Below are 26,122 nucleotides of genomic sequence, written 5' to 3'. Positions count from 1 at the left end.
CACCGATGTAGTCGCTGACCTGCCCCGCCGTCACGAACAGGTTCAGCGGGCGTCCCTGGCTGTCGCAAATGGCGTGCAGCTTGGTGTTCATGCCGCCCTTGGTGCGTCCGATCAGGCGGCCGCGCCCCCCTTTTTGACGGCCAGTCTGGACGCGGTGCGGTGGGCCTTCAGGTAGGTGGCGTCGATCATCACGGTCTTCTTCTCGCCGTGCCCGGCAGCCAGTCCAGCCATCATCTTCGCGAAGATGCCTTTATCGCTCCAACGTTTCCAACGGTTGTAGAGCGTCTTGTGGGGACCATATTCCTTCGGCGCATCTCGCCATCGTAACCCATTGCGATTGATGAAGATAATCCCGCTGAGGACGCGCCGGTCATCGACGCGCGGCTTGCCGTGGGACTTCGGAAAATAGGGCTCCAAACGTGCCATCTGCGCGCCGCTCAGCCAGAAGAGATCAGACATGTTCACCGCCCGGTTTTCGCGCGGTCAATCATGCCGTTCGACTGAATTCAATGGGTCCTGAGCCTAGCGTCGTGGGAAACGACGCATCGACGCACGCTCATTCCTCCGCTCGGCCCGACATCCGGTCGAGGCCATCCATGTCGCGCTCGTGGCTCAGCATCAGCGCAAGGGGGCGGAGCTGGCGGACGTGGGCGAAGACGATGACGAGGGTGACGGTCACCGGGAGGGCGAGGATGGCGCCGGCGACGCCCCAGATCCAGCTCCACAGGACCAGCACGATCAGCACGACGAGGGGCGAGATCGAGACGCGCCGACCCTGCACGCGTGGGTCGACGTAGTTTCCCATGACCTGCTCGATCACGAGGATGCCGGCCCCGACGAAGATCGCCGTACCCAGGTCCTTCTGCACGAAGGCATAGATGATCGGCAGGATGCCGGCGATGATCGAGCCGAAGGTGGGGATGAAGTTCAGAAGGAAGGCCAGGAGCGCCCAGACGAACAGGAGGTCGATCCCGAACATCCATAGCCAGCCCGCGTAAAGGACTGCGGTCAGGACGCCAAGGATCGTGCGCGCCCAGAGGTACTGGCGCAGGCGCTCGGCGACGACGCCGAGAGACGAGAATGATCGCTCTCGCATTGAGCCCGACAGGAAGGCGGTGAACTTGTCGCGCCAGCGCGGCGCCTCGACCAGCATCATGAGCGCCAGGAAGAAGACCAGTGCCGCTCCGGCCAGGGTGGTCCCGGCGGCGCTCAGGATCGTCGAGGCGAGGCCCGAGGCCCAGTCGGTCAGCGCACCGGTCAGGCTCTCGCCGGCGCCGGTGAAAAGGTCGACGATCTGCGAGGCGAAGCCATTCGAGCCCTGGGCGCCGCTGGCCTCCGCGCCGGCCGTGCCGGCCGAGGCACCGGGTTGGCTCGCGCTGTCGCCTCGCACCTCTCCTCCGAAGTTCGGCAGCAGCTGCTGTGAGCCGCCCACGCTGCCGGGTACCTTGCTCATGGCCTGTTGCGCGGCCAGCCAGATGCTTCCGACGAAGGCCACCAGCACCAGGAACACCGTCGTCATCGCTGCCGCGTGCCCGACCCAGCGGAACCGGCGGGGCAGGTGGCGCGCGACGCCTTCGTCGATGGGTGCGACGAGGAGCGCGACGAAGGCCGCGAAGAGCACGGGCACCGCAACCGGCGCCGCGGCCCGCAGGGCCCAGCCGACGAGGATCGTGGTGATGACGGCGACCAGCCACAGCAGGACGTCACGGAAGCCGCCGCTGTCCTTCGGCATCTGATGATCCTGTCCGTCGCGGCTTACCTCGTCCATGCTTTGCCCTCCGCTTCAGCCCTTTGCAGCACAAGCGGCGGCTTCTCTCCGAAGTTCCAGCCGTCGACGGGACGGGTGCGGCATGAAGCTGCGGAACCGGGTTCGAGCAGAGGATGTTGAACCGCGACCCCCGAAGCGGAGGACTGCCCTTGCACAGCATCTCGGTCGCGATTCCGGCGTCCAACGAAGCCGCCGTGATCGCGCAATGCCTTGCCGGCATCGACGCGGCCGCGAGCCACCTGGCCGAGCCCGTGTCGGTCGTCGTGCTGGTCAACAACAGCTCTGACGGCACGGCCGATGTGGCCCGGCGCGCGGCCGCAGGAATGCGGTGCCGCATGCGCGTGATCGAGCGCCACCTGCCCGCAGACCGCGCCGACGCGGGACGGGCCCGCCGGCTCGCCATGCAAGAGGCCGCCGAAATGTGCGGTCGCGAGGGGATCGTCCTGACGACCGACGCCGACGCCCGCCTGTCGCCGCTGACGCTGGCGGCGCTGGCGCGGTCGGCTGTCGCGCGGACGGACGTCGTCTGCGGCTCGATCTGGACGTCCGCGCCGGGCGAGCGCCGGGCGCAGGAGCCGCAACTCCTTTTCACGCGGCCCGAGACGCGGGCCTACTGGGCGCTGGCCGCAGAGTTGCGCCGCGCGATCGACCGGCTCAACGGCGATTTGAGCGACGGCCGAATGCCGCATTACCACGAATCCGGCGCCTGCCTCGCCGTCTCGGCCCGCTTCCTCGATCGGATCGGCGGCATGCCGGACGTGGCCGAAAGCGAGGACCGGGCGCTGGTGCGCCGGGCCGAGGAGGCGGGCGTGCCGGTGCGGTATTGCGACCGCGCACGGGCCTGGGTGTCGGCCCGGCTCGACGGGCGGGCGCGCAGCGGCATGGCGGACGCGCTGCGACGGCGGCTGACCGAGGATGATCCTCCGGTAGACAGCGCGCTCGACACCGTCGCCGCCTATGGCGACCGTTGGCGCGCCACCTGTGACGCCGCGGTACAGGGCCAGCGCGGCCCCGGGCGCCGGGCGGCGCCGGCGTTGCGCGAAAGTGACCTGGCGCGGGACCTTCCGGCGCTCGCCGCCCTCGTCCGGGACGAGGTGCGGCCGGCGATGGCGGACCTGCGCGTGCGGGAGAACGCGGCATGACCCTTGCCGACCGCCTTTCCGAACTCGCCCCGCCGGGACCGGATGCACCGGACATGGCGACGCTGATCGCCGCGCTGCGCCGCGAAGGCGTGTTGGCGGCCTGCGCGCCTGCGTCCCATGGCGGCGCTGACCTTGCGCACCATCCCGACGATCCCGTGCGTCTTCTCGAGACGCTGGCCGAGGTCGGGCGCGCCGACCTGTCGGCTGGACGGCTGTTCGAGGGTCACGTGAACGCTGTGAAGCTGGTGACGCTTTACGCTGAGGGACCGCAGCGCGACCGGCTGCTCGATGCGGCGGGGCAGGGGGCGCTGTTCGGCGTCTGGGGGGCCGACGGACCCGACCCGGTGCGGCTCGAAGGGGACCGGCTGAGTGGACAGAAGCTGTTCGCCTCGGGCGCCGACGTGCTGGACGTGGCAGTGGTCAGCGCCCGGGACACCGACGATAAGCTGCAACTTCTGGTGCTCGAGAGGGACCGGCTCCGTGATCGGCTGTATCCCGAGGAATGGTCCGTGAGCGGGATGGAGGCGACAGCCTCCGGCCGGTGCGACCTCGAGGGGCTGGTGGTGCACAAGGATGACATGCTTGGCGGGCCGGGGGACTTCCTGCGCGAGCCGCATTTCCAAGGTGGCGTCTGGCGCTATGCCGCCGTGCAGATGGGAGCGATGCGCGCGATGACCGCCGCCGCTGCCGCGCAGCTTGAGACGCGCGGGCAGGCGGACGCGCCGCTTCAGTCGGCGCGCTTGCGCGCCATGGTGACGGCGTGCGAGACGGCGCGCCTGTGGCTCGTGCGCGCCGCGGAAGCGGTGGAGCATCCGGACGCCACGCTTGAGGCCGCCGCGACATCGATCCTCGCCCGACTCAAGACGGCGGAGGAGGCAGTCGCACTGATGGCGGCGATGGACCAGGCGCTGGGCGCGGCGTCTTTCGCCACCTCGCACCCCGTCGAACGGCGGCGCCGCGACCTGCAATTCTATCTCCGGCAAGCAAACCCGGACGGGCTGGGCGAGACGGCGATGCGCACGATCCGGCAGGACGCACGCCTTGCCCGAGACTGGAGCCTAACGTGAGCGCACTGCTCGACGCCGTCGCGACCGCGCCACGCATCGGCGTGGAAGAACTGCTGCACGGTCACACCGCGCTGGTCGTCGTCGCGCCGCACCCGGATGACGAGACGCTGGGCTGCGGCGCCCTGATGCACGACGCCGCGCGGCTGGGCGTGCCGGTGCACGTCGTCTGCCTGACCGATGGCTCCGCCTCCCACCCGAACTCCCTGCGCTGGCCTCCGCCGCGGCTCGCGGCGCGGCGGGAGGCCGAGTTGCGGGCGGCGGTGACGCGCCTCGCCCCCACGGCGCAGGTGACCTGCCTGCGCTACCCCGATTGCGGCCTGCCGAGCGACGCCGAGGCCGGCCCTTGCACCGCCGCGCTGATCCGTCTGATCCCGCCGGGCGCGCTGGTCACCGTGACGTGGGAGGGCGACCCGCACGAGGATCACGTCTCGGCCGCGCGGCTTGTCGGACAGGCGGCGGCGCAGGTGCCGTGCGCGCTGCGAGCCTACCCGATCTGGGGTCGCTTCCGGCCGTGCGCCACGCCGCGCGGCCCGGTCCGGGTGGAGGCGAGCGCCGAGGCGCAGGCCGCCAAGCGGGAAGCCCTGGCCTGCCACGCCACGCAGATGACGGCGCTCATCGACGACGACCCCAAGGGTTTCGTGATGAAGGCCGAGCACCAGCGCCACTTCCTCGATCACCCGGAGATCCTGCTTGCCGCTTGAAGAAACGCTCGACCACCTGCGCACGCTCTACGCCGCCGATCCCGACCCGTGGCGGCACGACCAGAGCAGGTACGAGAGGGAGAAGCATACGCGCACCGTCAAGGCGGCGGGCGACGGGCCGTTCCGGCAGGTGGTCGAGATCGGCTGCGGCACGGGTGCGCTGACCGCCCGCCTTGCCCCGCTTTGCGACCGGCTGACGGCGCTTGAGGCGGTGCCCGAGGTGCTGGCGACCGCACGCGTACGGATGGAGGGGCAGGGGCACGTGACGGTCGCGCCGGCGGTGGTGCCGCACGACCTGCCCGAGCTGTCGCCGGACCTCGTGGTGCTGTCCGAGGTGCTGTACTTCCTCACGCCGCAGGACATCGCGGCACTGGGCGGCTGGATTGGCACCCGCGCCGCGCCGGGCGCGCGGATCGTGGCGGTCAACTGGACCGGTGACACAGGTCATGCGCTTGGCGGACCGGAGGCCGTCGACCTGCTGCGACAGTCACTGACGCATGCGACGTGGGAGCCCCAGGTGATTTTCCCGGGTCACGTCATCGACTGCGGCACCTGTCGGTGAGCCGTCAAAGCTGCGTCGGCAGAAGGATCGCCGCGACCGCGAGCCAGATGGCGACCGTCCGGACGTTGCCGGTGAGCGACGGCAGGTCGTCCAGGCGGTCCAGCAGGCCGCGGCGGTGCTTGCGCTTCTTTCTCCAGTCAACGCAGGTCGACGACGGTACGTAGACGAGCATCCCTGTCTTCCGTTTGCTATCCCCGTCGGACAGGATCGCGCCGCGTGTGGCAAAGTTCGGGCAGCGCCGGGGCAATTTCCGGCGCACCTATGGATTGTGTCAGCCCACCGTCATCTTGCGGTTCGCCTCGGGATCGTCGGTCGAGTACGGCACCGTCTCAAGCGCCTGCCACACGGCGGCCGGCACCGGCGTGTCGAGCCAGTCCAGCGTCTGGCGCACGCGCTCGGGCTTCGTCACGCCGATCAGCGTCGATGCGATGCGCGGGTCGCGGGCCGAGAATTGCAGCGCCACCGCGCCCATCGGCACGCCATGCTCGGCGCAGATACGCTCGATCTGGCGGACCGGCGCGAGTTGATCCTCGCCCGCCTCCTGATAGGCGATGCGCGGGGCGGCGTCGGCGCCCTTGGCCAGCGCGCCGCTGGCGTAGGGCGCGGCATTCATCACCGCGATGCCCGCGCCGTGGGCATAGTCGTAAAGCTCGGTCGCCTGCCGGTTCAGCAGGTTGAAGCGGTTGTGATTGATGATCAGGTCGAAAGGCCGGTCCTTCACTATCGGCAGCATCAGGTCAATCTTGCCCATGGCCAGACCCACGGCGTCCGCCAAGCCCTCTTCCTTCATCTTGAAGAGTTCGTCGAGTGCACCACCCTCGCGCGTGACCTCGTCCACGTCCGCGACGTGCTCGGGGTCGTGCAGGTGCAGGATGCCGACGTAGTCCAGCCCCAGCGCCTCGAGGCTTTCCTCGAGCGAGCGCCGCGCCTGCGCCGCGTCCAGGCGGTTCGTCTCTCCGTCGCGGTCGAGCTTGGTCGAGAGGACGAAACCCTCCGGCAGCCCGCCGCGGGCGCGGATCGCCTCTCCAATGCGCTGCTCGCTCCGGCCCTGACCGTAGTTGCGCGAGGTGTCGAGCACGTTGACCGGGCTCTCGAAGATCGCCTCAAGTGTCTCCCGCGCACGCGCCTCGTCCACGGAGTAGCCATACGTGGCGGGCATGTCGCCAAGCGCGGAGGTGCCGAAGCTGACCTCAGTGACCTCGACACCGGTATTGCCGATGCTGATTTTCTTCATCTCGCCCTCCCTCAGATCGAGCCCGCCTCGACCATGTAGTTGTTCGCGGTGCACATCGCCGCGTCGTCCGAGGCCAGGAACAGCACCATCCGCGCGACGTAGACCGGGTCGATCAGGTCGGGCAGACACTGCCGCTCGCGGTGCTTCTCCAGTCCCTCGGGCGTGGCCCACAGCTCTTTCTGCCGCTCGGTCATGATCCAGCCGGGCACGACGGTGTTCACGCGGATACGGTGGCCGCCCAGGTCGCGCGCCATCGTCCGCGTCAGCCCGTGCACGGCGGCCTTCGCGGTGGCGTAGGCGGGGAAGCCGCCACCGGCCTCCCACCACGAGTTCGAGCCCATGTTGACGATCGATCCGCCGCCCAAATCGATCATGCCGGGCGCGACGGACTGGATGGCGAAGAACATGTGGCGCAGGTTCGTCGCTGCACGCTCGTCCCAGTACTCCGCCGTCACATCACGCCAGTCGTGCCGATCGTCGCGCGCCGCGTTGTTCACCAGCACGGTCGCCGGGCCCAACCGGTCCTTCAGCGCGCCGAGCGCGGCCTGAAGCGCCGCGATGTCGCGCAGATCGCAGATCTCGTAGGTCACGTTCGGGCCCAGACGCTCGGCCAGCGCCCGGCTGCCGTCCGCGTCGAGGTCCAGGAAGCCCACTCGTGCTCCCTGGTCGGCGAAGGCGGTGACGATTTCCCTGCCGATCCCCGACGCGCCGCCGGTGACGAAGACGGTCGCGCCGTCAAGGCTGGGGTATCGGGCGAACTTGCCGCTCATCTTCTCCTCCTCGCTTGCTTCGGCCTCTGGATACGCGGCGCGTTGGCCGATGCCAACGGGAAGCTCAGTCTCGCGGCCGCGCCCCCCACCGGTGTACCTCGGCCATAAGTCCTTGCGGCGCGATGCCGGCGAGCATTGTGATGACCTTGCTGGGCAGCGACGGGATCGCGCCACGTTCGCCCTTCATCAGCGCCTCGTAGCCCTTGCGCGCGACGTCGGTCGGGTCTTCCTTCTTCGCGTCCTCAATGGGCGCGTCCTGCATGCCGGCGCGGTCGAAGATCTCGGTCTCGACGGGGCCGGGCATCAGGCAGGTCAGCACGACGTCGTTCTCCTTCCACTCGTCCTGCAGCGCGTAGCACAGGCTGTCGAGGTACGACTTCGTAGCATTGTAAACGGCGTCGTAGGGGCCGGGAACGAACCCGCCGAGCGAGCCGGTGACCAGGATGCGGCCCCCGCCTTGCGCGCGCATCTTCCGGCCGACCCTGTGCAGCATCGACGTGGTCTGGAGCACGTTGAGATCGATCAGCCGCTTCACGTCCCGCCACTTCTGTTCGTGGAACGCGTGGCCGAGCGCCTGGCCCACGTTGGCGAAGAACAGGTCGATCTTCCGGTGCTCGACCGTCTGCCACAGCGTCTCGACGCCCCTGCGGCCCGACAGGTCCGCCTGCACTGTCTCGACTTCGCCACCCAGGCGCCGCAGCTTGTCAGCCGCCTCCTCGATGGCGTCGCTGTCCGAGCAGATGACCAGCCGGTGACCGTCTTCGACGGCACGACGGGCGAGTTCATAGCCGATGCCGTCGGAGGCGCCCGTGACGAGCGCGAGCGTGTCAGCCATCCGTCTTCTCCCCGTCCGGCCGGGCCATGTCGCGGTGCATCTTCGCCAGTACCGCGTCCGGGATGATGCCCGAGAACGTCTTCTGAACCTTGTTCATAAAACCCGTGGTGACGCCCGAGCGTCCCTTCTTCATCGCGGTCCAGCCCTCTTCGGCCACCATCGCCGGATCGTCCTTGCCGTCATCCTTGCCAACCGGCGTGTCCTCCATGTGGGCGCGGGCGAAAAATTCGGTATCGGTGGGACCGGGCATCAGGCAGCTCACCGTCACCCCCGTGTCCTTCAGCTCGTTCCGGATGCCCCAGCTCAGCGTGTCCAGGTACGCCTTCGTCGCGTTGTAGACCGCCTGGTAACTGCCGGGGATCATCCCGGCGATCGAGCCGGTGACGAGGATGCGGCCTTCGCCGCGCGCCTTCATCTGTTGCGCCATCCGGTGCAGCAGCGCGGTGGTGCCGGTGACGTTGACGTGCATCACCGACTCCACCTCGTCCCAGTCCTGATCAAGGAAGGCGTGGCCCAAGCCGCGCCCGGCATTGGCGCACAGGTAGTCCACGCCCAGACCCCCGATCACGTCCCACAGCTTCGCGAGGCCGTGCTCGGTGCCCAGGTCGGCCTGCACGGCGCGGACCGACACCTGTCCGTCCAGCAGGCTGCCCGCCGCGACCTCGAGTTCGGGGTCGTCGGCGCACAGGATGACGTCGCAGCCGTCGCGGACGGCGCACCGGGCCAGCTCCAGCCCGATGCCCGAAGAGGCGCCCGTGACGACCGCCAGCTTTCGCCCCACCGTCACGAGAGGCTCGTGCCGGGCTTCAGAACGACTTTGGTCCACTCGTTCTGGTTGTATCGGAAATTCTCATACCCCCGCGCCGCCTCTTCCAGCGGCAGCCGGTGCGAGATCATGAACGTCGTGTCCAGCTCGCCGTCCTGGATCCGCTTGAGCAGGTCCTTGGTGTACTTCTGAACGTGCGTCTGCCCTGTCCTGACCTGCAGGCCCTTCTCCATCAGCGCGCCCAGCGGGAACTTGTCGACGAAGCCGCCATAGACGCCCGGCATCGACACGCGACCGCCCTTGCGTACCGCCAGAAGCGCCTCGCGAAGGGCATGAGCGCTGTCGGCCCCCATTCCGACGGCCTGTTTCACCTGGTCGCTCACGGCGTCCGGAGCGAAGCCGTGGCTTTCCATGCCCACCGCGTCGATCACCGCGTCGGGGCCGAAGCCGCCCGACATCTCCATCAGCGCTTCGAGCATCTTGGTCTGCGTGTAGTCGATGACCTTCGCACCGAGCTTGCGCGCCAGCTCCAGCCGGTGCGGGTGGTGGTCGATGGCGATGACGCGCGCCGCGCCCATCACCAGTGCGCTCTGCACCGCGAACAGCCCGACGGGCCCGCAGCCCCAGACGGCGACGGTATCGCCTTCCTCAATGTCGGCGTTCTCGGCCGCCATCCAGCCGGTGGGCAGGATGTCGGACAGGAACAGCACCTCGTCGTCGTCCATCCCGTCCGGGATCACGATCGGGCCCACGTCCGAGAACGGCACGCGCACGTACTCGGCCTGCCCGCCGGGGTAGCCGCCGGTCAGGTGCGAATAGCCGAAGAGCCCGGACATCGCGTGGCCGTACAGCGGCTCGCTCAAGTCCTGCTTCTCGACCGGGTTCGAGTTGTCGCAGGCCGAGTACTGCTGCTTCATGCAGTGGAAGCACTTCCCGCACGAGATGGTGAACGGCACCACCACGCGCTGCCCCTTTTGCAGCGTGCTCTTGGGCCCGGTTTCGACGACGCGGCCCATGAACTCGTGGCCCAGGATGTCGCCGGACATCAGGCCGGGGATCACTCCGTCGTAGAGGTGAAGGTCCGAGCCGCAGATGGCGGTCGAGGTGACCTCGATGATCGCGTCGCGGGGGTTGACGATCTCGGGATCCGGGACCGTCTCCACCCGGACGTCGTGCTTTCCTTGCCAGGTCAGTGCGCGCATGTCGGGCTCCCTCAGGCTGCGGTTCTGCGGTTGCGGTTGGTGGCGATTTCGCCGGTCTCCATGAGCATCTTGAAGCGCTTCAGCTCGCGCCTGCCCTGCAGCGCGGGCTCGCGTTGAAAGAGGCTTGCGATCCAGCGGCCAAGTTCGCCCCCCGGCGGCTTGTAGGCGATCAGCGCCAGCACCTCGGTGCCGCGCCCGGCGGGAGCGTCGCGGAACATCACCTTGCCCTCGGTGTCGATGTCCGAGGTCTCGGTCGACCGCCAGGCGATCTGCTCGCCGTCGCGGGCGTCGGTGATCCGGGTCTCGACATGCACGTCCCGTCCCATGGGGCCGGCGATGACCCATCGCGTCAGGTCGCCCTGAACGTCGACGTCCTTCACATGCTCCATGAAAAGCGGGAGGTTCTTGAAGTCGCGCCAGTAGTTGTAAAGCTCTTGCCGCGGGTGGTTGATCGTGACCGTACGCCCGGTGACGGCGTATCCACCGAAGCGCGACCGGCGCGCGGTCCGGCCCGGCGCGCTGTCGCCTGGATGGTCCACTCGGTCGGCGCGATTGGCCCGTGCCCACCACGCGTATCCGGCCGCGCCGGCGGCGGCGCCAAGCCCCAACGCGAAAAGCACCGAACCGCGCTCGGGCGCATGGTCGGCCAAGCGGCGTCTTTCGTAATGATCCATATTTCACTCCTTCCGTCAGCCACGCACGCGGCACGGGCGGGCAGAGCCGTGCAGCGCGACGGTCGGAGACACAGGTCCCCCGTCAGCCGCGGGTTCCCTTGGGCCCGGTCACGTTTGGAGTGGCCGCTGGTTTTGGCAAGCGCGGGAGGCGGCGTAGGACTCGGGCCGAACGCGCTGGTCAATGAGGGCGAGACGTGGCGCCCATAATCCGTCACCTGCGCAAATGCGGCCTGTGTGCACGGCACTGGAGGGACCTGCTGGTTTTTCGCCTGACAATCCCGATTGTACTTTGGCTGTACCGTGGTCTTGCTGGAGGATGCCACACGGAGTCCTGGAACGCCCGCCACGCCCGGACACGAAAGGTGCTGACGTCTCGGAACCGCTTGCGTGTTCTTCACCATAGTTCGTCGTCGGCGTCCTCCGCAGCAGGCTGGGACGCTCCGGCCAGCCGCGCCTGCATGTCGCGAAGGTGCACGGGCGACAACAGCGCCTGGACAGGCAACACCTGCAGATCGGCGTGCGCCAAGCGTCGCGTCACGCCTTCGAGGGCCTGAATTGACTGAAGCATCAGATCCAACCGCTGCAGGCCTCGCAAATCTCCACTGCTCACCGGGCCCTTCGCCAACAGCGAGGCAGTGGCCTCTTCAACCTCTCGGCCGAGCCGCGACACCTCTTCCAGTTCGTCGGCGACTCGATCAAGCAGGCGGGCGGCATCCAGTGATGTCTCTTCCCACACGTCAAAGCGGTCCGGTGACGCGCTCGATGCAGGCCTTCATGGTCTCCGGCGTGAAAGGCTTCTCGATGTAGTTGTTCATGGCTAGCTTCTTGCCCTTCTGGACCATCGCCGCATCCATGCGCCCCGAGACAAGGATGAAGCCGATGCGCTGCGTCGACTTGTTCGACCGCAGCCCCTCGAGAAGGGCGAGCCCGTCCATTCCCGGCATGTTGTAGTCCGAGATCACCAGGTGCACCGGATTGGCCGCCAAGGTCCGCAGCGCCGTGGCCCCTTCGTTGCACGTCTCGTAGTGGCGAATGCCGATCCAATCGAGCGCCTGCGTGATCAGCCCCCGGCTCGTCGACATGTCGTCCACGACCATGAGGCGAAGACTGTCCTTCAAAGACATAGCTCAGTGCTCCCTTCGAGAACCGATGAATGTGGCGGTGTCGCTTTGAAGCCGGCGGTAGGTCGTCACGCCGGCCCCCTCGAGCAGGTCTGAGGCAGGCCCGCTCACCCGCTCGGAATGGCCGATGTAAAGCAGCCCCTCCGGGACCAGCGCCGACGCCAGCCGCGACCAGAGGCGGGCCTGCATCTCGCGGTCGAAGTAAATGACGAGGTTCCGGCAGAATATGACGTCGAACGAGCCGGAGAACGGCCAGTCCGCCATCAGGTTGAGTTGGCGGAAGTGGACGAGGCGGCGAAGCGGCTCGCGTGCGATGAGACCGGCAGCCTCCTGCTCGAACCACTTCTTCGTCCGCTGCGGGTCCAGTCCCGAAGTGTCGTTGACGCCATAAAGACCGCTAGCCGCGGTTGAAACCGCCGATCCGTCCAGGTCGGTCGCGAGGATCCGCACATCGAGCCGCGGGGCGTCCGGGCAAGCCTCGAGGAATGTAATCGCGATCGAATACGGTTCCTGCCCGGTAGAACAGCCGGCCGACCAAAGCCGAACGCGACCGCCGGCCCTGGCGCGACTGACCAAGTCGGGCAGAACCTGCTGACGCAGGTGATCGAAGTGATGCGATTCGCGAAAGAAGCTGGTGACGTTGGTCGTCAGCGCATTCAGGAACTCATCGCGCTCGGCCTTGCCGGACGGGCTGAAGACGAAGTCGCAGTACTCGGAAAAGCTTTCGTGTCCCAACGCGCGCAGTCGCTTCGCGAGACGCGAATAGACGAGTGTCTTCTTGTTTGGCGGCAGGCTGATGCCGGCCCAGTTACGCAGCTGGGCTGCGATCTTGCGAAAATCCTCGTCCGAAAATGGGAACTCGCGCGGGCGGAGAGCAGGTGGCGCAGTCATGCGACATCCCCCATTGCCGGCGGAAGGATACGCTCAAGATCGATCCGGCGGATCATCCTGTCGTCCTCGGTAATGATGCCTTTGACGTAGTCACGCGCACTTTCCGACGCGATCGCGGGAGTGCCTTGTATCGACTCTTCGGCCACGGTCAGGATGTCGAACACCGCTTCCACCAGCAGCCCGACAACCTGGTTTCCGATGATGGCGATGACGATCACGTTGCGTTCGCTGTCATCTAGCGCGCCGAGGCCGAGGCGGGCCGCGAGATCCACGATCGGTACCACCGAGCCGCGAAGGTTGATGACCCCGCGTACGTAGCTCGGCGCATGAGGCAGGCTGGTCGTGCTGGTCCAGCCGCGGATTTCTCGGATCGAGATGATATCGACGCAGAAATCCTGCTGTGCAGTACGGAAGGCGACGAATTCGCGGTGGGTTGAGTTGGTGCGCATATCCCGATCATGCATGGCCAAGCGCCTGTCGTTCGAAGCTGAAGTCGGAGGTGACACTGTTGCCGCCGCGTTCGACTAGCGCAGCCGTGTCAAGGATGAGAGCGACCCGTCCATCGCCGAAGACGGTGGCGGCGGCCACGCCTGGAACTTGGCCGAAATTTTCCTCGAGGCTCTTTATCACGACTTGGCAGTGGTCGCGGATGTCGTCGACCAGCAGGGCCGCACGGCAGTCTTCGTCGCTCTCGACCAGCAGGACGACTTTGTCGTCGAGGTCGCGCGACGGCTGGCGAAAGCCGAGGGCGTGGGCGACGTCGACGACGGGCAGATACGCGCCGCGCACCGCAACTACGAAGTCGTCTTCGCCGAGTGGCTGGACGTCGGATGCCGACGGGCGCAGGGTCTCGCGAATGGCCGTGATCGGCACCACCATCAACTGATCGGCGACCTCGACCACCATGCCGTCGAGCACGGCGAGCGTGAGAGGGAGGCTGATGGTGAAAGTTGTGCCTTGCCCGGGCTGTGACGCGATCGAGACGGTGCCCCCCAGAGCCTGGATGGCGCTTTTCACGACGTCCATCCCGACACCGCGCCCAGAAAGGTTTGACACCTCGCTAGCCGTGGAAAACCCGGGCAAGAACAGGAGGTTGTCTATTTCTGACGGCGTGAGTTCCGCGTCGGGCGCAATCAGGCCCTTCTCGAAGGCGATGCTGCGCACCTTGTCGCGGTTGATGCCCCCGCCGTCGTCGGCGACGGTTATGACCACGCGGCCGGAGCGGTGTCCGGCGGAAAGTGTGACGGTCCCCTCCGGGGATTTGCCGGAAGCGTCCCGCTTGTCCGCCGCCTCCAGCCCGTGATCAACGGCGTTTCGGATCATGTGGGTGAGGGGGTCCGAGAGCTTCTCGAACACCGTCTTGTCCACCTCTGTCGCATCGCCCTAGGTGACGAGGCGTGCGCGTTTGCCCGTCGCCTCGGCCGCTTCGCGGACGATGCGGAACATGCGCTGGAACAACGGCTTGATGGGCTGCGCCCGGATTGCCATCACGCTTTCCTGCATGTCCCGCGACAGCTGCTTGAGCTCTTCCAGACCAATCAGAACGTCGGAGCCCGGCGGCAAAGAAAGACGTTCGACCGCCTGCGTCAGCATGGCCTGGTGTATCACCATCTCGCCGACGACGTTCACGAGGCGGTCGACGCGGTCGAGGTTGACGCGGATCGTTTGCCCACTCGGCTTCGCCGGTGACTGCGTCGCGCGCGGCGCCTCGGGCACGGGTGACTGCAGTGTTGCCTCGACGGGGGCTGTCGGAGGTGGGACAGGGTCGGGCTCCGGCGCCTCTTCCACCTCCAGGGTGGAGGCATCCTCGACGAACTCGAAGATCTCGCGGATGGCCGGCTCTCCCTGCTCGGTCGTGAGGGTGAAGGTCCATCTCAGGGCGGCGCGGGCCGGATCCAGCGCCTCCAACGTCGGCAAGGCGGTGCTGTCGAGCGAGACCTCGAGGTCGCCGATCTGCGACAGTTCCCGGATGAGGATGACCGGGTCATTTCCGTGCGCGTAGAGGTCCGCCGAGGGAACAAATCGGATGCGGAATGTGGCCGTTCCGGTGGTGGGCGCCGGTTCGAGATCGAGATCGAGCGTCATGGGCGCGAAGTCGAGCGCCTCGTCGGCGTCGCCAGTGTCGGGCAGGGCCGCCTCGAGTTCTACGAGCAGCGCCTCGCCCCTTTCGGCATCTGCGGTGCCGCCTCCGCGGGCAGCCTCGACAAGGTCGGCCAAGTGGTCGGCGGCGCGGAACAGGACCGGCATGAGGGCGGCGTCGGCGGACAGGTTGCCGGCGCGGAGTGAGTCGAGCACCGTTTCGAAGCTGTGCGCGAAGCCGACGAGATCGTCCATCCGGAACGCGCCGGCGCCGCCCTTGATGGAGTGAACGGCCCGGAAAACGGAGTTCACCGTGTCGGTGTCGCGGGGATCGTCCTGGAGAAGGCGGAGGCCTTCGCTCATCGACTCGAGCAGGTCCTCGCACTCCAGGAAGAACGTCTCACGCAGGTCGTCGGAACTCATCGCTCACGCTCCTCCGGTCACGCGGCGGATGGCGGTGACGAGGCGCGTTTCCTCGAACGGCTTGACGATCCACCCCGAGGCACCGGCGCGTCGGGCGCGATCCTTCATGGTCTGCGCGCTTTCGGTGGTGAGGACGAGGATGGGCAGGCCCGGCCACCGGTCGCTGCCGCGGACGGCCTCGATGAACTCGAATCCGTCCATCCGGGGCATGTTGATGTCGGTGATGACGACGTCCGGGCGCCGATCCTCGAGCTTGTCGAGCCCATCGCGGCCATCCTCGGCAACTGTGACGCCGAAGCCTGCCTCGGACAGGGCCTGCGAGAGAAGATCGCGCATCGTGCGGGAGTCGTCGACAGCCAGTACGCTGAGCGTCATGCCGCTCCCCCTTCGCCGAGAAGTTCGGCTTCGGCCCCCATCAGCCGAACGGCCTCGCGGCAGGGCCCCGACACTGGAGCGAGCGTGAAGGCGACGCCGTCGGCGTCCCAGGCGGAGCGGGCGGCCAGAAGGACCTGCAGGGCCGGCGCGCCGGCCTGGCGCACCGAGCCGAGATCCAGCGTCACGGCCATGCCGCGATGCGATTTCAGCGTGTCCAGCAGGCGTGCAGCGCCCGCAAGATCGAGCGTTTCCTCGGCAATGATCGTTTCGGGCATGGCGTCCCTTCCAGTCGACGGCTGACGCGGCCCTTCTGGACGAGATTCGCTAAGAAACGGTTGAGCCGAGCAAATCTCCTGCCAATCGCGGCAAGTCGCCGAAGCGGGCGAAGCGCCGGTCGTGCGGAATCTGTTCGGCCGGGCGCTTGCGATAGCCCTCGGTGAACAGCGCGAATGGGATGCCGGCGTGCTGGGCCGTTTCGGCGTCGATCTCGCTGTCGCCCACGTAAAGCGCGGCACCGCCCAGACGCTCGGCGGCGGCGAGAAGCGGGGCGGGGTCCGGCTTGCGCACCGGAAGGCTGTCGCCGCCCACGATCACCTTGAACCAGCCCGAGAGGCCCAGATGCGCCAGGACGGCGCGGGTGGGGCCTGCCGGCTTGTTCGTGCACAGACCAAGCGTGTGGCCGCTTGCCGCCAGCGCGTCGAGCGCCTCGGGAACGCCGGGATAAGGGCGCGTCAGGTCTACCGCGGTCTCGTACCGTTCGAGAAATCCGGTGAGCAGCCGGGCGTGCGTGTCCGGATCGTCGGGCAGGTCCGCCGCCTCGGCCATGCGCGTCACGAAGACCGAGGCGCCGTTCCCGATGAAGTGGGTGGCCTGCGCGAGCGTCAGGGGCGCGCGTCCTTCGGCGGCGAGCACGGCATTGGCGGCGGCCCGGATGTCGGGCGCGCTGTCGATCAGCGTGCCGTCCAGATCGAAGACGATACCGGTCACGCAGCGTCCTTCCACTTGATCGAGCAGCCCATCGACGGTACCTGGTCCTTCGGACCTTGGCCCGTCTCGGCCACTTGCTTCATCGCCTCGAACAACTCGCGGCGCGCGTCCGCCGGAGCTGGCTTGGGACCAGAAGAATCCAGCCGCCCGCGGTACTGAAGCTCCAGATGGGCGTTGAAGCCGAAGAAGTCGGGGGTGCAGGCCGCCCCGTAGGTGCGGGCGACGCTCTGATCCTCGTCATGGAGGTAAGGGAAGGCCAGCCCGCGCTCTTCCGCGAAGCGCTGCATGTTGTCGAAGCTGTCGGCCGGCACGACCTTTGCGTCGTTCGAACAGATGGCGGCGACGCCGACGCCGAGGTCCTGGAGGTCGCGTGCGTCGCGCACGATGCGGTCGATCACGGCCAAGACGTAGGGGCAATGGTTGCAGACGAACATCACCAGTGCGCCCTTCGGCCCGGCGATGTCGTCGAGAGAGTAGGTCCGGCCGGTGGTACCGGGCAGGGTGAAGGGGGCGGCCTTCCAGCCGAAGTCGCAGACGGGCGCTGTCTCGGCCATCGGAGATCTCCTCATTGTTTCGCGTGTCGAGACACAAGTTGATCTTGCGGAAGGCGAGGTCAATCGCCCGGATGCCGCCGCTCGCATTTCACGGATGCGGAACAATTCGCAGTCATAACGCCCGAATTTTGCGCTGACGCAGACGAATTTCCCGGAAACGGGCCGCAATGCGGAATGCCCGGACGCGTTGCTTGCAATGAATGCGGGCATTCGCTTTAGTCATGACCGACAGATCGCAGCAAAACGCGACAGAAACAGGGGGTAGATGGTGGCAGCCACCGACACCGCGACGGCGTTCGTCGAGTTCGACCGCGTCCAGAAAAGCTACGACGGCGAAACGCTGGTCGTGAAGGATCTCAACCTCTCGATGCCGAAGGGCGAGTTCCTGACGATGCTCGGGCCCTCGGGTTCGGGGAAGACCACCTGCCTGATGATGCTCGCCGGGTTCGAAACCGCGACCCACGGCGAGATCCGACTCGACGGGAAAGAGATCAACAACATCCCGCCGCACAAGCGCGGCATCGGGATGGTGTTCCAGAACTACGCGCTGTTCCCGCACATGTCGGTGGCCGAGAACCTGGCTTTCCCGCTCGAGGTGAGAAAGATCGGCAAGTCCGATCGCGAGGCGAAGATCAAGCGTGCGCTCGACATGGTGCAGATGGGCGACTTCGCCGGCCGCCGTCCCGCGCAGCTTTCGGGCGGCCAGCAGCAGCGCATCGCGCTTGCCCGCGCCCTCGTGTTCGAGCCCGAGCTGGTGCTGATGGACGAGCCTCTCGGCGCACTTGACAAGCAGCTTCGCGAAACGCTCCAGTTCGAGATCACGAAGCTTGCCCACGACCTGGGCATCACAGTGGTCTACGTCACGCACGACCAGACCGAGGCGCTGACCATGTCGGACCGCGTCGCGGTGTTCGACGACGGCCGGATCCAGCAACTCGCCAAGCCCGACACGCTGTACGAGGCGCCCGAGAACAGCTTCGTCGCCCAGTTCATCGGCGAGAACAACACGCTCGAGGGCACCGTCCAGAACATCCAGGGCGATCGCTGCGAGGTCCGGCTCGACGACGGCGAGGTGATCGACGCCAAGCCCGTGAACGTGTCCTCGGTGGGCGAGCGCACGAAGGTGTCGATCCGGCCAGAGCGGGTCGAGACGAACCGCGACCGCCTGCAAGAAGGCGCGCACACGCTCAAGGCCGAGGTGCTCGAGTTCATCTACATGGGCGACATTTTCCGGACGCGCCTTCGGGTGGCGGGGAAGGACGACTTCATCGTCAAGACCCGGAACGCACCCGACCAGGCGCGCCTGCAGCCGGGCCAGCAGGTCGAGATCGGCTGGCTGCCGGAGGACTGCCGCGCGCTCGACGCCTGACGGCGCAGCCCGCAGCACACGGCGCCGCCCACGCCCGGGCGGTGGCGCCCGACAACAACTCAACCGGGTCCAAACGGGAGAATACTGCATGAAGATCACCAAGACTCTGATGGCCACGACGGCCCTCACTCTGGCGGCCGGTCTCGCCGGCGCCGAGGAGCACGTCGAGATGGCCGACGACATGACGATCGTGTCGTGGGGTGGTGCGTATCAGGACAGCCAGCGCAAGGCGTATGCCGAGCCGTACATGGAGCAGAACCCCGAGGTGTCGGTCACCTGGGATGAAAGCTCGAACGAAGCGGTGGCGAAACTGCGCGCCATGAACGAAGCGGGCAACATCACCTGGGACCTTGTCGACGTGGTGGCCTCGGACGCCATCCGTCTGTGCGACGAAGGCCTGGCGATGGAGTACGACCCCGACGAGCTGCTGGCCCCCGCGCCGGACGGCACTGAGGCCGAGGATGACTTCGGCGACCTGATCGTGTCGGACTGCTTCATCCCGCAGATCGTGTACTCGACCACCTTCGGCTACCGCACGGACGTCGAGGAGTGGGAAGGTCGCGAACCCGACGACATCTGCGACGTGTTCGACCTCGAGAACTTCCCGGGTCAGCGTTCGCTTGAGAAGCGCCCGATCAACAACATGGAGTGGGCGCTGCTGTGCGACGGCGTTCCAAAGGAAGAGGTCTACGACGTGCTCGAGACCGAGGAAGGCCAGGACCGCGCCTTCGCCAAACTCGACACCATCAAGGACCAGACCGTCTGGTGGTCGGCCGGTGCCGACACACCCCAGCTTCTGGCGGACGGCGAAGTCGTGCTCGGCTCGACCTACAACGGCCGCCTGTTCTCGCTCATCGTCGAGCAGGACCAGCCGGTCGAGATGCTCTGGGACGCGCAGGTGTTCGACCTGGACGGCTGGATCATCCCCGAGGGTCTCTCGGACGAGCGTCTGGCCCGCGTGAAGGACTTCATCTACTTCGCGACGGACACGCAGCGTCTCGCCGACCAGGCCAAGTACATTTCGTACGGCCCGGCGCGTCAGTCCTCGGCGCCGCTCGTGGGCATGCATGAAGAGCTGGGCATCGAGATGGCCCCGCACATGCCGACCGATCCGGGCAACGCCACCAACACGTTCCTGTACAACTACGAGTGGTGGGCCGACTACCGCGACGACCTGGACGCCCAGTTCCAGGCGTGGCTGGCCCAGTAAGAATGACGGACGGGGCGGCCTCTGCGCCGCCCCGCTCCTCCATTCGTTTGTCCCTTTCCTACCAAGACGAGGCCGCCCATGACCGATGCCACGACAGGTCCTGACCACGTCACCGGTCCCACGCCGGACAACGCCATGCGCGATGCCGACCGCGCGCAGGCGCAGGCGTCGGGACCGGTGCTGGCGGCCGATGGCAAACCGCTCAAGCGCAGCCTGAACCGGGCACTGCGGGCACAGAAGTTGCGGGCGCTGGCGCTGATCGCGCCGCTCCTGATCTTCATACTCGTTACCTTCATCGCGCCCATCGCGGACATGCTGTTCCGCTCGGTCGAGAACGAAATCGTGGCCGAGACGCTGCCGCGCACGGTCATCGCGCTCGAGGATTACACCGGCGGCGTCCCCGACGAGCCCGTGTACGAGGCGCTGGGCAAGGACCTGACCATCGCCGCCGAGCTCAAGGAGCACACGCGCCTGGGCTCGCGTCTCAATTACGAGACGACCGGCATCTCGTCGCTCTTCCGCCGGACGGGCCGCGACGTGGACGATTTGGGCGAGACCTATACCGACCAGTTCGAGGACCTGAACGAGGCGTGGGAAGAGCCCTCGACTTTCGTCGCGCTCTTCGCCGATCCGACCTGGATCGAGGAGCAGCAGGAGTGGGCCGCGCAGGCCGAGGCCGACCGGGACTTCAACGAGCCCGAGCCGCGCTTCTATCTCGCGGACGGCGTCGAAGAGGTCTTTCCCGAAACGGCGCCGATGTACGAGCGCTTCGCCCAGGTCATCCAGACCGAGGACGAGGATTCTCCGACCGAGGAGGAACCATGGAACATCGTCTACCTGACGCTCTACCAGGACCTGATGGCCAACCCGGACATCGCCGACGCCTATGACGGCGAAGTGGCCACGCTGCTGTCGAATGCCGCCGACGCGGTACAGGGCTTCGAGACGATGAACGTCAAGGAGTTCTTCCTCGAGAGCGACGAAGACTGGGCCGATCCCGAGGTCTGGGGCACGATCAAGGCGTTCTCGCCGGAATACACCTCGGGCTACTTCCTGGCCTCGGCGGACCTTCAGCTGACGCCCAACGGCATCGAGCGGCAGGACGAGGACCAGCGCATCTATGGCCTGCTGTTCCAACGCACGCTGTTCATGTCGATGGTCATCATGTTCTCGTGCATCCTGCTCGGCTATCCGATCGCGTACCTGCTGTCGAACCTGCCGCTGCGCACGTCGAACATCCTTCTGATCCTGGTGCTGCTGCCCTTCTGGACCTCGCTTCTGGTGCGGACGTCGTCGTGGAAGGTGCTGCTCCAGCAGCAGGGCGTGATCAACGACATCCTCGTCTGGATCGGATTGGTGAGCGACGGCAACCGCCTGGTGATGATCAACAACCAGTTCGGCACGATCGTCGCGATGACGCACATCCTGCTGCCCTTCATGATCCTGCCGCTATACTCGGTGATGAAGACCATCCCGCCCTCCTATGTCCGCGCCGCCAAGAGCCTGGGCGCGAGCAACTGGACGGCGTTCTGGCGGGTCTACTTCCCGCAATCGGTGCCGGGCATCGGCGCGGGCTGCATCCTCGTCTTCATCCTGGCCATCGGCTATTACATCACGCCTGAGCTGGTGGGGGGCACGACGGGCACGTTCATCTCGAACCGGATCGCGTACCACATCTCGACCTCGCTCAACTGGGGCCTCGCGGCCGCACTCGGCTCGATCCTTCTGGCGGTCGTGCTGGTGCTTTACTGGCTCTACGACAAGATCGTCGGCATCGACAACGTGAGCCTGGGTTAAGGAGACAGTCATGGCACTCGAACTTCCGCCGTACGCCTCGACCGGGCAGAAGGTCTGGCACTACAGCTTCAAGGTGATCTGCGGGCTGATCTTCTTCTTCCTGCTCGCGCCGATCGTGGTGATCATCCCACTGTCTTTCAACGCCGAGAACTTCTTCACCTTCACGCCGGGCATGATCGCGCTCGATCCCGATGCGTATTCGCTGAAGCACTACCGGGACTTTTTCACCAACCCCGACTGGCAGCAGGCGCTGTGGAACTCGGTGAAGATCGCGCCGGTGGCGACGCTGATCTCGGTCTCGCTCGGCACGCTCGCGGCCGTCGGCCTGAGCCAAGCGCACGTTCCCTTCCGGCGGTTGATCATGGCGATCCTGATCTCTCCGATGATCGTGCCGCTGATCATCTCGGCCGCCGGCATGTACTTCTTCTACAGCCGCATCGGCTTGCAGGGGACGTATATCGGCGTCGTGCTCGCCCACGCCGCACTGGGTATCCCGTTCGTCATCATCACGGTGACGGCCACGCTGGTGGGCTTCGACAGTTCGCTGACCCGTGCCTCGGCCAACCTGGGGGCGGGGCCCGTCCGGACGTTCTTCAAGGTGCAGATGCCGCTGATCCTGCCGGGCGTGATCTCGGGCGGCCTGTTCGCCTTCATCACTTCGTTCGACGAAGTGGTCGTGGTGCTGTTCGTGGGTTCCGCCAACCAGCAGACGCTGCCGTGGCAGATGTTCACCGGCCTGCGCGAACAGATCAGCCCGACGATCCTGGCGGTGGCGACGATCCTGATCACCATCTCGATCATTCTGCTGACCACGGTGGAACTCCTGCGCCGCCGGTCCGAGCGTCTGCGGGGCATGTCGCCGGGCTGACCGCCGCATTTACGTCATTCTGAGGCCATCAAGGCCTTTTAGCTCCGGTCCGGAACATTCCGGTTCGGAGCTTTTCCTTGGTCGACTACGGTATCTACGTCCTCGGCAAGTCCTACGTCACGCTCAGCGGCGGCAAGGACCTGGACGGCGTGACGCAGGGGGACGGCTCTCATCTGGTCGGCGAGACGCTGACCATCTCCGAGCCCGCGTGGCACGAGGTGTCGGTCACCGACGACGACTTCGCCTTCTCGGACAATGACCATTCGCAGAGGCTCGACGGCGAGCAGAGCATCGACGACGTCATGCGCGCCGACGGCTCCACACTTGAAGCCGAGTACGAGTTTACCGTCACCGACGGCGACCGGACCTGGACGATCATCGGCTTCAACGTCAACAACACCGACCCGGCCTATTCCAGCGTCGAAGGGCTCGCCTTCGTGGGCGATCCCGGCGACTTTCCCCCGGTGGGCACGCCGCTGACGATCACCGAGGCGCGGGATTACCCCGACTACCTGGTCGAGGACTACGTCACGCCCATTTGTTTCGCATCGGGCACGCTGATCGAGACGCCGGAGGGCCCGCGCCGGGTGGAGGATCTGAGGCCCGGCGATTGCGTCACCACCCTTCGCGATGGGGCGCAGTCGATACGTTGGCACGGCCACAGGACGTTTGCAGCGACCGGCGCCCGGGCGCCGATCCGCTTCGCCCCCGGCGCCATCGGCAATGCCCGCGCTCTGCGTGTCTCGCCGCAGCACCGGATGCTGGTCACCGGCTGGCGGGCCGACCTGCTGTTCGGAGAGGACGAGGTGCTGATCGCCGCCAAGGACTTCGTGAACGACACCACGGTGCGGCGCCAGAGCGGTGGGTTCGTCACTTACCACCACCTTTTGTTCGACACGCACCAGATCGTCTTCGCCGAGGGCGTACCGGCCGAAAGCCTGCACCCGGGGGCGACGGCGATGGACTCGCTCGACCGGGCTGCGCGCGACGAGGTGCTGTCGATGTTTCCCGAGCTCGCCGCAGATCCGGCGGCCTATGGCGCGCCCGCCGCGGCCCGCCTGCGCAGCTTCGAAGCCCGGGCGTTGCTGTCTTTCTGACGCGCGGGCGCCTAGGGCAGCACGGCCAGCCAGAACCACGCCGTCAGGATCGACAGCGCCGTGCCGATGAGCACGGCCGAGGCCGCCACCCTGCGCGCAGCTCCGTAGATGTTGGCGAAGATATAGGTGTTCACCCCGGGCGCCATCGCGCCCGTCACCACCGCGGCCCGCAGCGCGTCGGTGGAAAGCCCAAGCGCCGTGCCCAGTCCGAACGTCACCGCGGGGTGCAGCACCAGCGAACACAAGCAGACCCAGGCGATGGCGCGCAGGTCGCCCTCGGGGCGATAGCGGAACAGGATGCCGCCCAGCCCGAACAGCGCCGCCGGCAGCGCCGCCCGCACCATCAGGTCCACGGCATCCATCAGCACCGCCGGCAAGGTCACGCCCGACAGGTTCACCACGAAGCCCAGCGCGATGCCGATGACCAGCGCGTTGCTGAACATCGCGACCAGCACCTTGCGCATGGTGTCGCGCACCCGGCCGCCGCGGTTGCGCACGACCTCCATGACCGTCACGCCGACGCCGTAGCAGAAGGGCGCGTGCAGGGCGATGATGGCGAAGTTGTAGCGCAGCGCCTCGGTCCCGAAGGCCCGCTCCGATATCGGCAAGCCCAGCAGGACCGAATTCGAGAAAAGCCCGCCGAAGCCGATGGCGATCGAGTCTTCCCACGGGCGCTTGAACAGGTAACGCCCGCCCAGAAGCCCCGCGATGAAGCCCGACAGGGCGCCGACGTAGAAGCTGGTTAGCAGCTTCGGCTCGAACTCCTGCCCAAGGTCCAGCTCGGCGATGGCGCGGAACAGCAGGCAGGGGATGGCGAAGTTCTGCGTGAACTTCATCAGCCCCTCGACACCCGCGTCGCTGAACAGCCCGCGCCAGACGGCGACATAGCCGAAGCCGATGACCAGGAAGACCGGCAGGATGACCTCGATCAGCGCCTGCATGGCGGGACCCTTCGCGTTGAGCGGCGGGGGCGGGGCCTCCGTCGGCTGTGACAGTCGGAGCCGGGTGCGCCGGTCGGCGCCCCGTCAGAGCGGGATGGTAATGACCATCCCGTCAAAGGCAGGCACGACGTGGTCGGGCGTCTCGGCCGCGACCGTGTCGTAGTCCATGTCCAGATGCATGTTCGTCAGCACGGCCCGGCGCGGCTTCACCCGCTCGATCCATCCGAGGGTGCGCGCCAGGTGCGCGTGCGTCGGGTGCGGCTTGCGGCGCAGGGCGTCCACGATCCAGCAGTCGAGCCCCTCGACCATCGGCCAGGCATCATCGGGCATGTCGGCCACGTCAGGCAAGTACGCCACGTCGCCGATGCGGAAGCCCAAAGCCTCGATCGCGCCGTGCGGCACCCGGAAGGGCCGGAACTCGACGGCGCCGCCCGCACCCTCCACGGTTACCAAACCGTTAATGGTGTGCATGTCGAGGATCGGCGGATAGGGCGAGCCCTCGGGCTGGACGAAGGCATAGCCGAACCGGCTGAGCAGCGCCTCCTGCGTGTCGCCGTCGGCCCAGACGGGCAGGCGGCGCTGCATGTTGAAGACGACCTGCCGCAGGTCGTCGAGGCCGTGCACGTGGTCGGCGTGGGCATGGGTGAAGATCACGCCGTCCAGCTCGCCCACGCCCTCGTCCAGAAGCTGCGCGCGCATGTCGGGCGAGGTGTCGACCAGCACCCGCGTCGTGCCATCGCCCGTCACGCGCTCGACCAGCAGCGAACAGCGGCGGCGGTGGTTCTTCGGGTTGTCCGGATCGCACTCGCCCCAGTGCCCGCCCAGTCGCGGCACGCCGCCGGACGAGCCGCAGCCCAGGATGGTGAAGCGCATCTCGCCCATCAGGCCGCCGCCTTCCACTGCGCGGCCTTCCAGAAAAGGCGCTCGAAGTTCTCTTCGGTCCGGGCCGCGAACCCGGCATAGTCGAGCCCGAAGACTTCGGCCCCGACTCTCGCCGTGTGGGCGGTATAGGCGGGCTCGTTCCGCTTGCCCCGATGCGGCGGCGGGGCGAGGTAGGGGCTGTCCGTCTCGACCAGCACCCGGTCGAGGGGCGCGGCCGCGAAGATCTCGCGCAGCTCCTTCGACTTCGGAAAGGCCGAGATGCCGGACATCGACAGGTAGAAGCCCAGATCCAGCGCCGCCTCGGCCAGACCCCGGCCGGAAGAGAAGCAGTGCATCACGCAGGAATAGGCCCCGGCGCGATGCTCTTCGGTCAGGATGCGCGCCATGTCCTCGTCCGCGTCGCGGGCGTGGATGATCAGCGGCAGTTCCGTCTGCCGCGCGGCCTCGATATGCACGCGCAGGCTTTCCTTCTGCATGGCGGCGCTCTCGGCGGTGTAGTGATAGTCGAGCCCGCTTTCGCCAATGCCCACGAATTTTGAATGTTTCGCGCGCGAAACAATTTCGTCCACGGTGACCATCGGCTCGTCTGCCGCGCTCATGGGGTGGGTGCCGGCGGCATAGAAGACGCTGTCGTGTGCCTCGGCGATTGCGCGGACCTGCGGTTCCTGCCGCATGCGGGTGCAAATGGTGACCATGCGACGGACGCCGGCCTCGTGCGCCCGCGCGATCACCGCGTCCCGCTCTCCCTCGAAGTCGGGAAAGTCCAGGTGGCAATGGCTGTCGGTGATGCTCGGGGTATCCATTGGC

Annotated in this window: 29 protein-coding genes and 2 pseudogenes; 9 read left to right on the top strand and 22 right to left on the bottom strand. The window is 67.0% G+C overall.

Features of this window, described 5'->3' with window-relative positions; genetic code table 11:
* A pseudogene (locus tag BM162_RS13405) lies at positions 1 to 459 on the bottom strand (IS5 family transposase); the annotation flags it as partial.
* A gap of 97 nt (positions 460 to 556) precedes the next feature.
* Entirely contained in the window at positions 557 to 1,768 is a 1,212-nt protein-coding gene (locus tag BM162_RS13400) for an AI-2E family transporter (protein WP_093422832.1), read from the bottom strand.
* A 149-nt stretch (positions 1,769 to 1,917) separates the two neighbouring features.
* On the opposite strand from BM162_RS13400, the gene BM162_RS13395 reads away from it, so the two are divergent.
* From BM162_RS13395 to BM162_RS13380, 4 genes are read left to right on the top strand one after another with little or no spacing between them, the layout of a single operon-like run.
* A complete protein-coding gene (locus BM162_RS13395; protein ID WP_177215159.1) occupies positions 1,918 to 2,910 on the top strand; it encodes a glycosyltransferase family 2 protein in 993 nt (330 codons plus the stop codon).
* The gene (locus BM162_RS13390; protein WP_093422827.1) at positions 2,907 to 3,977 is read left to right on the top strand and encodes an acyl-CoA dehydrogenase family protein; all 1,071 of its coding nucleotides are present in this window, start codon (positions 2,907 to 2,909) and stop codon (positions 3,975 to 3,977) included. The genes BM162_RS13395 and BM162_RS13390 overlap by 4 nt, the downstream gene beginning before the upstream one ends.
* The gene (locus tag BM162_RS13385) at positions 3,974 to 4,678 is read left to right on the top strand and encodes a PIG-L deacetylase family protein (protein ID WP_177215158.1); all 705 of its coding nucleotides are present in this window, start codon (positions 3,974 to 3,976) and stop codon (positions 4,676 to 4,678) included. The genes BM162_RS13390 and BM162_RS13385 overlap by 4 nt, the downstream gene beginning before the upstream one ends.
* The gene (locus tag BM162_RS13380; protein WP_177215157.1) at positions 4,668 to 5,240 is read left to right on the top strand and encodes an SAM-dependent methyltransferase; all 573 of its coding nucleotides are present in this window, start codon (positions 4,668 to 4,670) and stop codon (positions 5,238 to 5,240) included. Before BM162_RS13385 ends, BM162_RS13380 begins: the two co-directional genes overlap by 11 nt.
* A 4-nt stretch (positions 5,241 to 5,244) precedes the next feature.
* Here the strand turns inward: BM162_RS13380 and BM162_RS22820 are convergent, their stop codons facing one another.
* From BM162_RS22820 to BM162_RS13305, 17 genes are all read right to left on the bottom strand, one after another.
* A complete protein-coding gene (locus tag BM162_RS22820; RefSeq protein WP_177215156.1) occupies positions 5,245 to 5,412 on the bottom strand; it encodes a hypothetical protein in 168 nt (55 codons plus the stop codon).
* Positions 5,413 to 5,511: 99 nt separating this feature from the next.
* Positions 5,512 to 6,474 carry an aldo/keto reductase gene (locus tag BM162_RS13375; RefSeq protein ID WP_093422819.1) on the bottom strand — a complete coding sequence of 321 codons (963 nt, stop codon included), beginning with the start codon at positions 6,472 to 6,474 and terminating at the stop codon, positions 5,512 to 5,514.
* Between the two features lie 11 nt (positions 6,475 to 6,485).
* Complete coding sequence (locus tag BM162_RS13370; protein WP_093422816.1) at positions 6,486 to 7,244, bottom strand: SDR family NAD(P)-dependent oxidoreductase; 759 nt, start codon at positions 7,242 to 7,244, stop codon at positions 6,486 to 6,488.
* Positions 7,245 to 7,308: 64 nt separating this feature from the next.
* Positions 7,309 to 8,079, bottom strand: coding sequence for an SDR family NAD(P)-dependent oxidoreductase (locus BM162_RS13365; RefSeq protein ID WP_093422814.1), 771 nt, complete (start codon positions 8,077 to 8,079; stop codon positions 7,309 to 7,311).
* Positions 8,072 to 8,866 carry an SDR family NAD(P)-dependent oxidoreductase gene (locus tag BM162_RS13360; protein ID WP_245759268.1) on the bottom strand — a complete coding sequence of 265 codons (795 nt, stop codon included), beginning with the start codon at positions 8,864 to 8,866 and terminating at the stop codon, positions 8,072 to 8,074. Before BM162_RS13360 ends, BM162_RS13365 begins: the two co-directional genes overlap by 8 nt.
* Positions 8,863 to 10,047, bottom strand: coding sequence for a zinc-dependent alcohol dehydrogenase (locus BM162_RS13355; protein ID WP_093422811.1), 1,185 nt, complete (start codon positions 10,045 to 10,047; stop codon positions 8,863 to 8,865). The genes BM162_RS13360 and BM162_RS13355 overlap by 4 nt, the downstream gene beginning before the upstream one ends.
* Before the next feature lie 11 nt (positions 10,048 to 10,058).
* Positions 10,059 to 10,721, bottom strand: coding sequence for an SRPBCC family protein (locus BM162_RS13350; RefSeq protein ID WP_093422809.1), 663 nt, complete (start codon positions 10,719 to 10,721; stop codon positions 10,059 to 10,061).
* A gap of 394 nt (positions 10,722 to 11,115) precedes the next feature.
* Positions 11,116 to 11,457, bottom strand: a complete 342-nt coding sequence (locus BM162_RS13345; RefSeq protein ID WP_093422806.1) for a DUF8776 family protein — start codon at positions 11,455 to 11,457, stop codon at positions 11,116 to 11,118.
* Position 11,458: 1 nt separating this feature from the next.
* Positions 11,459 to 11,845 carry a response regulator gene (locus BM162_RS13340; RefSeq protein ID WP_093422804.1) on the bottom strand — a complete coding sequence of 129 codons (387 nt, stop codon included), beginning with the start codon at positions 11,843 to 11,845 and terminating at the stop codon, positions 11,459 to 11,461.
* Between the two features lie 3 nt (positions 11,846 to 11,848).
* The gene (locus BM162_RS13335; RefSeq protein ID WP_093422802.1) at positions 11,849 to 12,733 is read right to left on the bottom strand and encodes a CheR family methyltransferase; all 885 of its coding nucleotides are present in this window, start codon (positions 12,731 to 12,733) and stop codon (positions 11,849 to 11,851) included.
* Positions 12,730 to 13,197: a chemotaxis protein CheW gene (locus BM162_RS13330; protein ID WP_093422800.1), complete on the bottom strand. Its 468-nt coding sequence runs from the start codon at positions 13,195 to 13,197 to the stop codon at positions 12,730 to 12,732. Before BM162_RS13330 ends, BM162_RS13335 begins: the two co-directional genes overlap by 4 nt.
* The gene (locus BM162_RS23260; RefSeq protein ID WP_245759267.1) at positions 13,190 to 14,089 is read right to left on the bottom strand and encodes a chemotaxis protein CheA; all 900 of its coding nucleotides are present in this window, start codon (positions 14,087 to 14,089) and stop codon (positions 13,190 to 13,192) included. The genes BM162_RS13330 and BM162_RS23260 overlap by 8 nt, the downstream gene beginning before the upstream one ends.
* Positions 14,090 to 14,116: 27 nt before the next feature.
* Complete coding sequence (locus tag BM162_RS23255) at positions 14,117 to 15,235, bottom strand: Hpt domain-containing protein (protein WP_245759266.1); 1,119 nt, start codon at positions 15,233 to 15,235, stop codon at positions 14,117 to 14,119.
* Between the two features lie 3 nt (positions 15,236 to 15,238).
* On the bottom strand, positions 15,239 to 15,610 hold the full coding sequence (locus BM162_RS13320; protein ID WP_093422797.1) for a response regulator: 372 nt from the start codon (positions 15,608 to 15,610) through the stop codon (positions 15,239 to 15,241).
* Positions 15,607 to 15,885, bottom strand: a complete 279-nt coding sequence (locus tag BM162_RS13315; RefSeq protein ID WP_093422795.1) for an STAS domain-containing protein — start codon at positions 15,883 to 15,885, stop codon at positions 15,607 to 15,609. The genes BM162_RS13320 and BM162_RS13315 overlap by 4 nt, the downstream gene beginning before the upstream one ends.
* Before the next feature lie 49 nt (positions 15,886 to 15,934).
* Positions 15,935 to 16,597: a phosphoglycolate phosphatase gene (gene gph / locus BM162_RS13310; RefSeq protein WP_093422793.1), complete on the bottom strand. Its 663-nt coding sequence runs from the start codon at positions 16,595 to 16,597 to the stop codon at positions 15,935 to 15,937.
* Positions 16,594 to 17,151 (bottom strand): thioredoxin family protein, encoded by a 558-nt coding sequence (locus BM162_RS13305; RefSeq protein WP_093422790.1) that lies wholly within the window; start codon positions 17,149 to 17,151, stop codon positions 16,594 to 16,596. The genes gph and BM162_RS13305 overlap by 4 nt, the downstream gene beginning before the upstream one ends.
* 265 nt (positions 17,152 to 17,416) lie before the next feature.
* Here BM162_RS13305 and BM162_RS13300 point away from each other — a divergent pair, with 265 nt between their 5' ends.
* The 5 genes and pseudogenes from BM162_RS13300 (at position 17,417) to BM162_RS13280 (ending at position 23,492) form a co-directional block, all read left to right on the top strand.
* Positions 17,417 to 18,520, top strand: a complete 1,104-nt coding sequence (locus BM162_RS13300; RefSeq protein WP_093422788.1) for an ABC transporter ATP-binding protein — start codon at positions 17,417 to 17,419, stop codon at positions 18,518 to 18,520.
* An 88-nt stretch (positions 18,521 to 18,608) separates the two neighbouring features.
* Positions 18,609 to 19,730, top strand: a complete 1,122-nt coding sequence (locus tag BM162_RS13295; protein ID WP_093422785.1) for an extracellular solute-binding protein — start codon at positions 18,609 to 18,611, stop codon at positions 19,728 to 19,730.
* A gap of 78 nt (positions 19,731 to 19,808) precedes the next feature.
* Positions 19,809 to 21,527, top strand: a complete 1,719-nt coding sequence (locus BM162_RS13290) for an ABC transporter permease (RefSeq protein ID WP_093422783.1) — start codon at positions 19,809 to 19,811, stop codon at positions 21,525 to 21,527.
* 22 nt (positions 21,528 to 21,549) lie between these two features.
* Positions 21,550 to 22,395, top strand: a pseudogene (locus tag BM162_RS13285) (ABC transporter permease); the annotation flags it as partial.
* A 77-nt stretch (positions 22,396 to 22,472) separates the two neighbouring features.
* Positions 22,473 to 23,492, top strand: coding sequence for a Hint domain-containing protein (locus BM162_RS13280; RefSeq protein WP_093422779.1), 1,020 nt, complete (start codon positions 22,473 to 22,475; stop codon positions 23,490 to 23,492).
* A gap of 11 nt (positions 23,493 to 23,503) precedes the next feature.
* On the opposite strand, the gene BM162_RS13275 is transcribed toward BM162_RS13280, so the two are convergent.
* The 3 genes from BM162_RS13275 to BM162_RS13265 all read right to left on the bottom strand — a co-directional run bounded on the left by BM162_RS13275 (position 23,504) and on the right by BM162_RS13265 (position 26,118).
* Complete coding sequence (locus BM162_RS13275) at positions 23,504 to 24,433, bottom strand: AEC family transporter (protein ID WP_093422776.1); 930 nt, start codon at positions 24,431 to 24,433, stop codon at positions 23,504 to 23,506.
* 84 nt (positions 24,434 to 24,517) lie between these two features.
* Positions 24,518 to 25,315, bottom strand: coding sequence for an MBL fold metallo-hydrolase (locus BM162_RS13270; RefSeq protein ID WP_093422850.1), 798 nt, complete (start codon positions 25,313 to 25,315; stop codon positions 24,518 to 24,520).
* On the bottom strand, positions 25,315 to 26,118 hold the full coding sequence (locus BM162_RS13265; RefSeq protein WP_093422774.1) for a TatD family hydrolase: 804 nt from the start codon (positions 26,116 to 26,118) through the stop codon (positions 25,315 to 25,317). The genes BM162_RS13270 and BM162_RS13265 overlap by 1 nt, the downstream gene beginning before the upstream one ends.
* Positions 26,119 to 26,122 lie beyond the last annotated feature (4 nt).

Origin of the sequence: Tranquillimonas alkanivorans (genome assembly GCF_900115595.1) — a bacterium.
Taxonomy (GTDB): Bacteria; Pseudomonadota; Alphaproteobacteria; order Rhodobacterales; family Rhodobacteraceae; genus Tranquillimonas; species Tranquillimonas alkanivorans.
This window is presented reverse-complemented; position numbering and strand designations above follow the sequence as displayed.